This window comes from Vibrio ishigakensis, assembly GCF_024347675.1.
GTDB lineage: Bacteria > Pseudomonadota > Gammaproteobacteria > Enterobacterales > Vibrionaceae > Vibrio > Vibrio ishigakensis.
Window position 1 is genome coordinate 378497 of record NZ_AP024881.1, and the last position, 12296, is coordinate 390792.

Annotated in this window: 13 protein-coding genes and 1 other RNA gene; 10 read left to right on the top strand and 4 right to left on the bottom strand. The window is 48.3% G+C overall.

Going from position 1 to position 12296, the window contains the following annotated elements:
* Positions 1–111: 111 nt before the first annotated feature.
* The 5 genes from petA to sspB all read left to right on the top strand — a co-directional run bounded on the left by petA (position 112) and on the right by sspB (position 3903).
* Complete coding sequence (gene petA, locus Pcarn_RS01855; protein ID WP_261834712.1) at positions 112–702, top strand: ubiquinol-cytochrome c reductase iron-sulfur subunit; 591 nt, start codon at positions 112–114, stop codon at positions 700–702.
* Positions 702–1964 (top strand): cytochrome b, encoded by a 1263-nt coding sequence (locus tag Pcarn_RS01860; protein WP_261834713.1) that lies wholly within the window; start codon positions 702–704, stop codon positions 1962–1964. Before petA ends, Pcarn_RS01860 begins: the two co-directional genes overlap by 1 nt.
* On the top strand, positions 1964–2704 hold the full coding sequence (locus Pcarn_RS01865; protein ID WP_261834714.1) for a cytochrome c1: 741 nt from the start codon (positions 1964–1966) through the stop codon (positions 2702–2704). The genes Pcarn_RS01860 and Pcarn_RS01865 overlap by 1 nt, the downstream gene beginning before the upstream one ends.
* Positions 2705–2788: 84 nt before the next feature.
* Positions 2789–3424, top strand: a complete 636-nt coding sequence (gene sspA, locus Pcarn_RS01870; protein ID WP_261834715.1) for a stringent starvation protein SspA — start codon at positions 2789–2791, stop codon at positions 3422–3424.
* Positions 3424–3903 (top strand): ClpXP protease specificity-enhancing factor, encoded by a 480-nt coding sequence (gene sspB / locus Pcarn_RS01875; RefSeq protein ID WP_261834716.1) that lies wholly within the window; start codon positions 3424–3426, stop codon positions 3901–3903. Before sspA ends, sspB begins: the two co-directional genes overlap by 1 nt.
* 69 nt (positions 3904–3972) lie before the next feature.
* Here sspB and Pcarn_RS01880 read toward each other — a convergent pair whose 3' ends face one another.
* The 4 genes from Pcarn_RS01880 to Pcarn_RS01895 are packed head-to-tail and all read right to left on the bottom strand — an operon-like array spanning position 3973 to position 7521.
* Positions 3973–4731: a BON domain-containing protein gene (locus tag Pcarn_RS01880; RefSeq protein WP_261834717.1), complete on the bottom strand. Its 759-nt coding sequence runs from the start codon at positions 4729–4731 to the stop codon at positions 3973–3975.
* A gap of 18 nt (positions 4732–4749) precedes the next feature.
* On the bottom strand, positions 4750–5340 hold the full coding sequence (locus tag Pcarn_RS01885; protein WP_261834718.1) for a phosphoheptose isomerase: 591 nt from the start codon (positions 5338–5340) through the stop codon (positions 4750–4752).
* 2 nt (positions 5341–5342) lie between these two features.
* Complete coding sequence (locus Pcarn_RS01890) at positions 5343–5714, bottom strand: YraN family protein (RefSeq protein ID WP_261834719.1); 372 nt, start codon at positions 5712–5714, stop codon at positions 5343–5345.
* On the bottom strand, positions 5695–7521 hold the full coding sequence (locus Pcarn_RS01895) for a penicillin-binding protein activator (protein ID WP_261834720.1): 1827 nt from the start codon (positions 7519–7521) through the stop codon (positions 5695–5697). Before Pcarn_RS01895 ends, Pcarn_RS01890 begins: the two co-directional genes overlap by 20 nt.
* A 61-nt stretch (positions 7522–7582) precedes the next feature.
* Here Pcarn_RS01895 and rsmI point away from each other — a divergent pair, with 61 nt between their 5' ends.
* The 5 genes from rsmI to Pcarn_RS01920 all read left to right on the top strand — a co-directional run bounded on the left by rsmI (position 7583) and on the right by Pcarn_RS01920 (position 12289).
* Positions 7583–8458 carry a 16S rRNA (cytidine(1402)-2'-O)-methyltransferase gene (rsmI, locus tag Pcarn_RS01900; RefSeq protein ID WP_261834721.1) on the top strand — a complete coding sequence of 292 codons (876 nt, stop codon included), beginning with the start codon at positions 7583–7585 and terminating at the stop codon, positions 8456–8458.
* A gap of 54 nt (positions 8459–8512) precedes the next feature.
* Positions 8513–8892, top strand: an RNA gene (gene rnpB, locus Pcarn_RS01905) — RNase P RNA component class A.
* 210 nt (positions 8893–9102) lie between these two features.
* On the top strand, positions 9103–10053 hold the full coding sequence (gene rsmH / locus Pcarn_RS01910) for a 16S rRNA (cytosine(1402)-N(4))-methyltransferase RsmH (protein ID WP_261834722.1): 951 nt from the start codon (positions 9103–9105) through the stop codon (positions 10051–10053).
* 185 nt (positions 10054–10238) lie between these two features.
* Positions 10239–10544, top strand: a complete 306-nt coding sequence (ftsL, locus tag Pcarn_RS01915; RefSeq protein WP_261835625.1) for a cell division protein FtsL — start codon at positions 10239–10241, stop codon at positions 10542–10544.
* Positions 10541–12289, top strand: coding sequence for a penicillin-binding transpeptidase domain-containing protein (locus tag Pcarn_RS01920; protein ID WP_390904462.1), 1749 nt, complete (start codon positions 10541–10543; stop codon positions 12287–12289). Before ftsL ends, Pcarn_RS01920 begins: the two co-directional genes overlap by 4 nt.
* Positions 12290–12296: the final 7 nt, after the last annotated feature.

Here is a 12296-nt window from a genome sequence, read left to right on the forward strand (position 1 = left end):
TATCTTGTCTTAAAGTAGCGCTTTCTTTATCATTTCCCACCATAAAAATAGAAATATCTAGCTCTGTTAATGGAGTAGTTTTGTCCTAAGGAGCAAATGGGAGAATGTTGGATGAGCAATGCGCCGCTAAATAATGGACGCCGCAAGTTTCTGACCGCCACTACAGCAGTAGTTGGTGGCTTGGGAGCAGCTGCAGTGGCCGTACCCTTTATAAAATCTTGGAATCCAAGTGCTCGAGCTAAGTCCGCGGGTGCCCCAGTAGAGTTTGACATCAGCAAGCTTGAAGAAGGCCAAATGGCTCGTGTTATTTGGCGTGGCCAACCGGTATGGGTGGTTCGCCGTGGTGAGTCAACGCTCACCGAACTCGGAAAGATCGAAGGTCAACTTCGTGACCCGAACTCAGTCGAAGAACAGCAACCTTCTTATGCTCAAAATCCTTACCGTTCTTTGAAGCCTGAAATCTTTGTTGCCGTGGGTCTATGTACGCACCTAGGTTGTTCACCAACATACTTGCCGAATAGCTTTGGCGAGCAGGTGAGCGGTCTTAGGTCTGGATTCTTCTGTCCTTGCCACGGTTCGAAATTTGATATGGCAGGCCGTGTATTCCAAGGCGTTCCAGCTCCGTATAACCTAGCAGTTCCGCCACATATGTATCTGGATGATAACTTGCTGTTGATCGGCGAAGATGAAGGAGAAGCGTAATGGAGGCTTTACTCGGCTGGATTGAGAAGCGCATCCCGGCAATGAATGCTTATCGCAAGCACATGTCGGAATACCCTCAACCAAAAAACTCTAACTTTTGGTACATCTTTGGTGCCTTGGCGATGTTGGTTCTTGTTAACCAGATCGTTACAGGTATCTGGCTAACCATGAACTATGTTCCTTCGGCTGAAGGCGCATTCGCATCGGTTGAATACATCATGCGTGACGTAGAGTACGGTTGGCTACTGCGTTATATGCACTCAACGGGCGCATCTTTCTTCTTTATCGTTGTTTATCTGCACATGTTCCGTGGTCTTATCTACGGTTCTTATCAGAAGCCGCGTGAGCTAGTTTGGCTATTCGGTATGCTTCTGTTCGTAGTGCTAATGGCTGAAGCTTTCATGGGCTACATGCTTCCTTGGGGACAGATGTCTTACTGGGGTGCTCAGGTAATCATTGGTCTGTTTGGTGCTATCCCGGTAATCGGTGATGACCTAACCCTATGGATCCGTGGTGACTATGTAATCTCAGGTGCGACTCTAAACCGCTTCTTTGCGCTACACGTAATCGCACTTCCAATCGTGTTACTACTGCTTGTTGCTCTGCACATCCTAGCGCTGCACGAAGTAGGTTCAAACAACCCAGACGGTATCGACACTAAACTGCCAAAAGGCACTATGGGTGACGACTACGAGCCTGAATTCAAGTTCCACGAAGACTACAGCAAGAAATACGACATTATCGATTCTATGCCGTTCCACCCATATGGAACCCTGAAGGATCTCTTCTATGTCGGTGTATTCTTGTTGTTCTTTAGTTATGTGCTGTTCTTTGCACCGGCTATGGGTGGATTCTTCCTTGAGCCGCCAAACTTTGAAGTGGCTAACCCACTGAAAACGCCTGAACACATCGCACCTGTTTGGTACTTCTCTCCAAACTACGCAATCCTGCGTGCGATCCCTGACAAGCTGATTGGTTTCGTCTTCTTTGGTGGTTCGATTGTGGTTCTATTCCTACTGCCGTGGATTGACCGTTGTAACGTTCGCTCGTTCCGCTACCGTAGCAAGATCCACCTAATCAACCTCATTCAGTTCACCATCTCATTTGTGGGTCTGGGTGTACTTGGTACCTTGCCAGCAACAGAGCTGTATACCAACCTGTCGCGCTTGTTCAGCCTAGGTTACTTCATGTTCTTCGTAGTGCTGTTTATCTACAGTAAGAACGAAAAGACTAAGACACTACCGACAAGGGTTACTAAATAATGAAAAAGCTACTCGTATTATTATTTGCGTTAGTACCTGCAATCGGTTTTGCGGCTGGTGGTAGCGCAGTCCCTCTGGACAAAGCAAACAATGATATTCGTGATGAAGCGTCACTGCAGCGCGGTGCTCAAACCTTTATGAACTACTGTTTTGGCTGTCATGCTACTCAGTATCAGCGTTATGAGCGTGTTGCTACAGACCTTGGTATTCCAGTTGATCTGATGCGTGAGAACCTGATGTTTGATTCAAACAAAAACATCGGTGACCTGATGACCAACAGCGTACCTCAAGAAGACGCAGCTAAGTGGTTTGGTGTGGCTCCGCCGGATCTAACACTAACCGCGCGTGTTCGTGGTGTTGACTGGCTATACACTTATCTTCGTTCATTCTATGAAGACCCAAGTCGTCCATTTGGTGTGAACAACGTTATCTTCCCAAGCGTTGGTATGCCACATGTACTTGAAGAGCTTCAGGGTGTGCCTAAGCCTATCTATGAAAACAAGATGGTTGATGGCCAAGAAGAGAGCGTAGTGGTTGGCGTTCAAACCGATGGTACAGGTGAGCTTAGCCAGAGCGAATATGATGATGTGATTCGTGACCTAGTAAACTTCCTAGAATACGCTGGTGACCCAGTTCAGGTTGAACGTGAGCAAATGGGCTTGTGGGCAATGCTATTCTTACTAATATTTACTGGCGTTGCCTTCCTGCTGTATAAAGAGTATTGGCGCGATATTCACTAATTGTGATATCATACGGTGCTGATTTCTGTAATGGAGGCGTAATGCCTCCATTCTTATTTTAATGAATAATTTACCGGAGGGCTCATGGCTGTAGCTGCCAATAAACGTTCTGTGATGACTCTATTCTCAAGTGCTACTGATATGGCTAGTCATCAGGTACGAATCGTTTTAGCTGAGAAAGGGGTAAGTGTAGAGGTTGAGCTTGTTGATGAAGCTAACTTGCCTACCGAGCTTACAGAGCTAAACCCATATAAATCTGTACCAACCTTGGTTGACCGTGAACTGACTCTATATGATTCAAAGATCATCATGGAATACCTAGATGAGCGTTTCCCTCACCCGCCGCTAATGCCTGTTTACCCAGTAGACCGTGGTAAGAACCGTCTAATGATGTATCGCATCCAACGTAACTGGTACAGCCTTGCTGAGAAGATCATCGCTGGCAACGCTGAAGAAGCGGAAAAAGCTCGTCAAAAACTGCGTAACGACCTACTGATGCTTGGCCCTCTATTCGCTGAGAGCGAGTACTTCATGAGCGAAGACTTCAGCCTGATCGATTGCTACCTAGCTCCGCTACTTTGGCGTCTACCTACCTTTGGTATCGAGCTAACTGGCCCAGGCTCTAAAGAGCTTAAGGTTTACATGAACCGCGTATTCGAACGTGATTCATTCCTAGCTTCCCTAACAGAAGCTGAGCGTGAGATGCGTCTAGTTCGCTAATGGATATTTCAGCAATGACTCCACGTCGACCTTACCTGCTTCGTGCTTTTTACGAGTGGTTGGTTGAGAATGAGCTGACACCACACCTAGTGGTTGATGCCATGATGACGGGTGTTCGCGTGCCTGAAGAGTACGTACAGGATGGTCAAATCATCCTTAACGTTGCGCCTCGAGCAGTAGGCAACCTAGAGATGAGCAACGAGGCAGTAACCTTCCATGCTCGTTTTGGTGGTCGACCACACTCAGTAATCGTTCCTATCTATGCGGTGCAGGCTATTTATGCTCGCGAGAACGGTGCAGGCACCATGTTTGAGCCGGAAGAGGGCTACGATGAGATTGAAGAGAGTGAGGAAACTCAGCACCTCTCTTCAGCTGAGAGCCTAAAACCGATCGAAGCTGCGCCAAGCGACGAAGACCCAGGCCCAGATGATGAGCCGCCTCGTCCAAAAGGTCGTCCAAGCCTGCGTGTAGTCAAATAGACAAGTCGTAATTATTAAAAAAGCTCTAGCATCTCTGCTAGAGCTTTTTATTTTGTTGCGAGAAAAGGACTAGATGTCCTCTTCAACGATTCGGTTTGAAGAGTCTACATAGTCTACAGACTCTTCTTCAGTAAGGTTCTCTTTTGGTTGAGTCGTGGTCGCCTCAGGTGTTGCTGGGGTAGATTCGGTTAGATCTTCTACCGTTGCCTCTTTCTTCTCTGGCTCAGCTGCTTTCTCAACATCATCGATAGCGTTGCTTGCTACTACAAAACCACGGATAACGTGCTTAACATCAGATACGTTACGCGCAACCTCTGTTGCCACGTTAGCGTGCTCTGCAGTGACGTAACCAAACAGGAATACTTCGTTGTTCTCAGTGATTACTTTAATGCTCGCACCTTTTAGCTTAGCTTCTCGCGCAAAGGCAGATTTCACCTTGGTAGTAATCCAGCTATCACGGCTCATCTGACTAACACCGATAACAGGCTCAACGCGCAATTGGTTGTAGACCTTGCTTACACCTGCAACCTCTTTAACCTGCTCGGTTACTTGTTGCTTCATCTCTTCAGTTGGCACCTGTCCCATTAGAACTACGCGACCACGATAGGAGTTGGCGGCTATGCGCGCTTGCCCCTTGAAAGGAGATTTGTTACTGATAGCAGCAGCTTCAAACTCTACGTTGTTGTCTTGCCACACTTGGCGAGTAGAGCGGATATCAGACACGCTTTGGGTGTCGGCACCACGAGTTAGCGAGCCCGCACAGCCACTTAGAAGTAGGCTGGTAAGTAAGGCTGTAGCGGCCAGTTTGATTTTTCGAGTGTACAACATGAAATCACCCTAGATTGATTATTCTGTATGACTTGGGAATAGTACCTGATCAATAAGGTCACAGAGACAATGTAGCGTCAACATATGCACTTCATGAATGCGAGGCGTGCGGTTCGACGGAATGCGGATTTCTACATCGTGTTCACCCAGTAGGCCTGCCATCTCACCGCCGTCACCACCAGTTAGAGCGATGATGGTCATATCACGGGTTACCGCCGCTTCCATCGCCTTGATGATGTTCTTGCTGTTACCACTGGTAGAGATTGCCAGCAGGATATCGCCTTTTTGGCCGATGGCACGAACCTGTTTAGAGAACACTTCTTGGTAGTGGTAGTCGTTCGCTACTGCAGTCAGGGTTGCGATATCAGAGGTTAATGTCATAGCTGGAAGGCTTGGTCGCTCAGTCTCAAAGCGATTCAGTAGGCAGGAGACGAACTGCTGGGAATTGGCGTTAGAGCCACCGTTACCACAACATAGGATCTTGTTGCCGTTAAGCAATGTACTGACCATAGCCTGTGCCGCATGGGTAATGACGTCTGGCAAGGCTTCTGCCGCTGCGATCTGAATCTGGATGTTTTCGGTAAAACTGGCTTTGATGCTGTCGTGCATGTCTATCCTTCGGTTAATGCATTTTGTATCCATTCGATTTGATGCTCTGAGCCTGTGACAGTGATGACATCGAATCGAAAGTAGCTGTGATGAGGTGATTTGTTGTTTTTAGCCAGCCATACCTGAGCGGTTTTAAATAGCTTAGCTTGCTTAGAGGAGGTAACGGCTTCGCTTGCACTGCCATAGCCCTCGCTACTTCGGTATTTCACCTCTATAAAAATTATTTCTTCTCTATCGAGCATTATGAGGTCGATTTCGCCGCACTTTGCTCTAAAGTTTCGCTCAATGAGCTTGAGACCTTGGCCCTGAAGATATTCCAGAGCCTTGGTCTCAAAGGTGTGTCCAAGCTTTAGCTTATTTCTGAGCAGTCTCATATTCTGCCCAGCTTAGCTGGCGTTGAACTACGCAGTCGTCATCTATGCTAAGTACGCCAGTCTGACCCTGAACCGTAAGCCCTGGGCTTACCTTCATATTTGGAAGTGCATTCACTAGGCTGTATGCATCCATACCAAGCGCGCGCAGACGCTTAACCTGGAAGCTAGATTTCTCCCAAATAGAACCCATCTCTTTTTCAAGCTCTTGGTCCGGGCTCACTATCATAGGAATATCGCTGTAGGTTACGCCCGACAGGTCTTGCGATGCACGCTTCACACCTGTGTTGCTCAGTGAATTAGCGTATAGCTTTGGTGGCGTTGCTTCTGGGTTGATGGCTACGCTGATAAACGGCTTGATAAGGTTTAGCTCAGAGTCTTTAGCAATCACGTAAACCGCATCGATATCACGGCGAGAGCGCTCAGAAGATTCAAGCTCCATACCCAGTAGCTTGTCCATCTGCGCAATACGGCGTTGGCTCTGCTGAAGGCCAAACACGCTGTTTACCGCAAGCTGTAGCTGGCTGTTTGATTTAAAGTAGCTGGTTGCCGCCTTAGTATCTTGCTGTTCTTGCCATGCATCTTGGAACGCCTTAGCCATTCGGCGACCGTAAGAGCCACTCGGTGCAATCACCAGCGGATACTTGGCACCAGACTCTGCTAGGTGTTTTGCCGCTTCTTCTGCTTCTTGTTCTGGAGATAACGTCACATAGCAGAACTGATTATCAGCAATCACATCATCTGGGAAGTTTAGCGCCAGCATAGGAATTGGATTCGCACTTTCTTGCTGCAGTTGCTGAAGCTTTTCAATCTCATCCTTCATCAGCGGGCCAACAACAAAGTCGACGTTCTCTTCGATAAGCTGCTGGTCGATCTCTTCGGCACTCGACTTGTTGCTGTCGATCACTATGTAGTCGGTGTTTGGATCGCGCTCTTGATCGCGCATCATACCAAATACGAATCCATCGCGGATGATCTTGGCCTGTTTCGCAAACTTACCACTCAGAGGGAGAACCAGTGCTGTCTTTGCTGGCTGTAGGATCTCTAGTGCCAGCAGTTCACGTAGCTCGGTTGGAGTATAAAGTGCCGCAGGGTGGCTGAAGTTGTTATCAATCCACTGCTGTACGGTTTTTTGCAGTCTTGGCAGATTTCCACCCAAAGTCAGTTGGTGGATAGCAAGTTCACGCCAGCCATCTAGGTCTTTTTCATCTTCATTTACTGTAATGGCACTCAGGTCATCGACAGAGGCTGAGGTTAATAGTGCCCAGATGTGGTCAGAATTCTGTTGCTGCTGATCTTCGGTTAGGAAGTCCGCTCCATAGATTAGCTCTTCAGCTGCCTTGATTGGTTGATAAAGGGCTTGGTAGATATCAGCACGCAGTTCGTAGTAGCGATGCCACTGGTCACGGTCTAGCTTCCACTGGTTCTGGAAGTTCAGTTGCTTGATAGCATCGGTTGGCTGGTCGTTGTTCAAAAGAAGCTCTGCACGAGCCAATTGCCATTCAGCCTGCTGCGCTTCGCTCATCTGAAGTTGGGCAAGGCGACGGATAATACGGTTCGCAAGATCGGTATTGTTCTCGTCGATTGCCGCTTTAAGGGATAGAATCAGCCAATCTACCTGCAGTGAGCCTTCGGCACCATCTGCTTTCATCAGATAAAACTCTGAGGTTTGAGTCGGCTCATTCAAAATATTAGACTGTTGCGCTACGTCCGGGCCCGGTTGGGTTGAACAGGCGGCAAGAAGTACAGACAATGCAATTGGGGTAAGAATGCGTGATACACTGTATTCGGATCGTTTTTTTTGCGCCATGAGTTCTTTAAATCGTGTGGGTTAGTTCCTCTATATTAATCCCTCAAGTGACGGTAAACAAATGACAGATAACAATTCTTGCGAAACTCCTACAGTAACCGAACAAGGGACCCTCTATATAGTACCCACACCTATCGGAAATCTGGGTGATATTACTGAGCGTGCCGTTCAGGTTCTGAGTCAGGTTGACCTGATTGCAGCCGAGGATACAAGGCATACGGGGCGTTTACTTTCACATCTAAATATTTCTACTCGCACCTTTGCCCTGCATGACCACAACGAGCAGCAAAAAGCGCAGGTTCTGGTAGAAAAGCTGTCGCAGGGGCAGAGCATTGCCTTGGTTTCTGATGCAGGCACGCCACTTATCAGTGACCCTGGTTATCATCTAGTAAACCAATGTCGTGCGGCAGGGCTAAGAGTCGTGCCTCTTCCTGGTGCGTGCGCTGTGATAGCGGCTCTTAGTGCATCAGGCTTGCCATCAGATCGCTTTAGCTTTGAAGGCTTCTTGCCACCAAAGAGCAAGGGGCGTCGTGATAAGTTTCTTGAACTAGCTAAGGTTGAGCGCACCTGTATCTTTTATGAATCACCACATCGCATCATGGACTCATTAGACGACATGCTGGCTATTCTTGGCCCTGAGCGTCAGGTGGTCTTGGCGCGTGAGCTGACAAAAACCTTTGAGACCATTCAAGGCATGCCATTAGGCGAGCTAATTCCTTGGCTTAAAGAAGATGAAAATCGTACGCGTGGTGAGATGGTACTTCTAGTGCATGGCTATCGTGAGCAGGCCAGTGATGAACTGCCTGAAGAAGTAAAACGCACCCTTGGCATCTTGGTTAAAGAGCTTCCTTTGAAGAAGGCTGCTGCAATGACGGCTGAGATCTACAACCTGAAGAAGAATGCCTTATATAAGTGGGGTCTAGAAAACCTAGACTAAGGCTAGAACTCTCTGTTGTAGACTTTTATTGCTGAGCGCTATACAATCCGCGCCGGAGCTAACCAGATAGTCGCTGCTTCGTTGATGTCCTTAGGGAGACTGACGGAGGGGAGGAAAGTCCGGGCTTCATAGAGCAGGGTGCCAGGTAACGCCTGGGGGGTGCAAGCCTACGACAAGTGCAGCAGAGAGAATACCGCCGATGGCCTTCGGGCACAGGTAAGGGTGAAAGGGTGCGGTAAGAGCGCACCGTGCGACTGGCAACAGTTCGTAGCAAGGTAAACTCCACCCGAAGCAAGACCAAATAGGCCCTCACATTGCGTTGCTCGCGTAAGGGGGCGGGTAGGTTGCTCGAGCCAGTGAGCGATTGCTGGCCTAGACGAATGGCTATCACCGCGCAAGCGGGACAGAACCCGGCTTATCGGTAAGCTCCTCCAATTAAGATTAGGCCTCGAACGAAAGTTCGGGGCCTAATTGCTTTCTGAAAGCAGAGGTTTCATAACTAGTATGAATCTCGTTCCGTAAACTCTTCAGGTTTGACAATTTTCGGTAGATTAATTGTGAGATTTCACTCACAAACGCTGACGAAACTCTTTGTTTTCAGTACACTAAAGTATTGTTTTCAACAACCCAACCGAGCTTTCCAAATGAGCGAACAATTCAAGCATGTTTCCGTGCTGCTCGAAGAATCCATCGATGGTCTTAACATCAAGCCAGACGGTATCTATATCGACGGCACCTTTGGTCGTGGCGGCCATAGCCGAACTATCCTGTCCAAGCTAGGTGAGAACGGCAAGCTTTATAGCATTGACCGAGACCCTCAGGCGATTGCGGAAGCAAACAAGATCGATGACCCGCGTTTCAACATCATCCATGGCCCGTTCTCTGGTATGGCTGAGTACGCAGTGGAGCGAGGTCTTGAAGGTAAGGTTGATGGTGTACTACTAGATCTGGGCGTATCTTCTCCGCAGCTTGATGACGCAGAGCGTGGCTTTAGCTTTATGAAAGATGGCCCACTGGATATGCGTATGGATCCGACTTCTGGGATTCCGGTATCTAAGTGGCTCGCTGAAGCAGACGTTGAAGATATCACTTGGGTGATTCGTGAGTTTGGTGAAGATAAACACGCTTGGCGTATCGCCAAAGCTATCGTGGCTTACCGCGAGGATGAAGAGAACGAACCTCTAACTCGTACTTCCCAACTGGCAAAGCTTATCTCTGAAGCAGCACCAAAGAGCTTTAAAGAGAAGAAGCACCCTGCGACTCGAGCTTTCCAAGCGTTTCGCATCTATATCAACAGTGAGCTGGATGAGATCGCGACAGCACTAAATGGTGCCAAGAAGATCCTTGCACCTGAAGGTCGCTTATCGGTGATCAGCTTTCACTCCCTTGAAGATCGCATGGTGAAGCAGTTTATGCGTAAAGAGAGCAAGGGGCCGCAAGTGCCACACGGTATTCCTATGACGGAAGATCAGATCAAGGCGTTAGGAAGTGCGGCATTTAAGACCGTGGGTAAGGCTATTAAACCATCCAAAAACGAATTGGATGTTAATGTACGTGCTCGAAGCTCAGTATTGAGAATCGCTGAAAAACTATGACCAAGAAGACAAGGAAGTTGATAAAGCCTAAACAGGCGGTCACAGCTAAGCGTAAACCACGTGCCGAGGCATCAAAGAAGGTTCGAGTTAATCGACCTTTCGCGCGCAAGCGCACTAAACCTTCTATCAAGGAGTTGATCACTCAGCCGTTTGGTGAGCGTATTGAAACCCCTGATCATGAACAGATTCCGCTACTGGGTGTTCATATCGTGCGCGACCTGTTTACCGCAGGTCGTATCCCTATGTTTCTGCTCATTATTATCTTCTTTAGTGCTATGTCGGTTGTGCTCACCACGCACCTAACTAGACAGGCTATCGATCATAAGAATCAGGCGCTAACGGCACGTGAGAAGCTGGATGATGAGTGGCGAAATCTTATCATCGAAGAGAATTCGTTGTCTGAGCATAGCCGAGTGCAAAAAGTGGCGGTTTCCGAATTGGAAATGACACGTCCTGATTCTGATAAGGAAGTCTTGGTTAAACTGAAATGAAGCCAAAAAAGTCAAAACCAAAGAATAAACGCGTGGTGAATAAGAAACCCAATACCATGACCGAGGTGATGGAATCTGGGATTATCCGTTGGCGCTATATGACAGTGCTCGGATTCGCCTTTCTGTTGTTAGCAGCACTAGTTGCGCGCGTTGCCTATATCCAAATTATCGAACCTGATACCCTTATAAAACAAAGTGATATGCGTTCAGTACGCGTACACAATGTGCCTTCTGCTCGCGGTATTGTTTCCGATCGCAATGGTGAGCAGATAGCGGTCAGTGTTCCGGTTCAGGCAGTATATGCCGACCCTAAAACCATCTTTGAAAAAGGCGATGCCCTAACCGATGTGAAGCGCTGGCAGGCGTTGGCTCAGGTTCTACAGCTAGAGCCTGAAGAGATGATCTCGCGTATCGAACGCAACAAGACACGCCGCTTTATCTACCTTGCTCGTCAGGTGAGCCCTGCTATGGCCAAGTACATCAAAGAGCTGAAGCTGAAAGGCATTGGCATGTCCAGTGAGTCGCGTCGCTATTACCCTGCTGGTGAGATCAGTGCTCATATCGTGGGTATTACAGGAATCGATGGTCACGGTCAGGAAGGTATAGAAAAGAGTTTCGATAAGTGGCTTTCTGGCTCTGATGGTTCGCGAAAGATCCGCAAAGATAGAGACGGTCGCGTGGTGGAGAATATCTCTTCAACTCAAGGCCAGCAGGGCAAACCTCTACAATTGACTATCGATCAGCGCATTCAAGCGATCGCCTATCGCGCTATTAAGCAAGCAGTGGCTGACCACAGGGCTACCTCAGGTACTGTTGTAGTGCTTGATGTGGAAACCGGTGGCGTGCTGGCTATGGTAAATGCACCATCTTACAACCCTAACTCTCGTGAGCAGCTACAAAGTTTTAGGATGCGTAACCGCGCCATTACGGACCCGTTAGAGCCTGGCTCTACGGTGAAACCGTTCGTGGTGCTTACAGCACTAGAGACAGGCACAGCCGACGAAGAGACCATCATAGATACCGGTAATGGTATCTTCCGAATCGGTGGTAGCCGCGTTCGAGATACCTCGCTCGTAGGTAAGGCCGACCTTAAAACCATCCTGAAGAAATCCAGTAACGTGGGTGTGGCTAAGCTAGCACTTGGTATGCCACTGGATGCGCTACTGGGCACCTATAGCTCAATTGGTTTTGGTTCTACCTCCGGCATCAACCTTGTGGGTGAAACCCCCGGGCTTTTCCCTAATCGTCGCCGTTGGTCAGATTTTGAGATCGCAACTTTAGCGTTTGGCTATGGTATGGCGATTACCCCGTTACAACTTGCTCATGCCTATGCAACTTTGGGTAACTACGGCAAGTTTATGCCACTACATATTGTTAAATCTCAAAAAGGCCTTGAAGCAAAGCAGGTACTATCCAAACACAATAGCGCTGAGGTGCTGGAAATGCTTGAGGCGGTAACTCAACCAGGCGGTTCTGCGATACGTGCTCGCGTTCCAGGCTATCGCGTGGGAGCCAAAACGGGTACCTCACGTAAAGCAAATGCGGGTGGCTATAGTGATGAGTATGTTTCTTTGACCGCAGGCCTGGCTCCCATCAGTCACCCACGTATTGCTATGGTGGTTGTGGTGAATGAACCTCAAGGCGATGAATACTATGGTGGTGCAGTGGCAGCACCTGTTTTTGGTGAGGTAATGAAGGGCGCATTGCAGATCCTAAACGTTACCCCAGATGCTCCGAAGGAATAATTTAGCT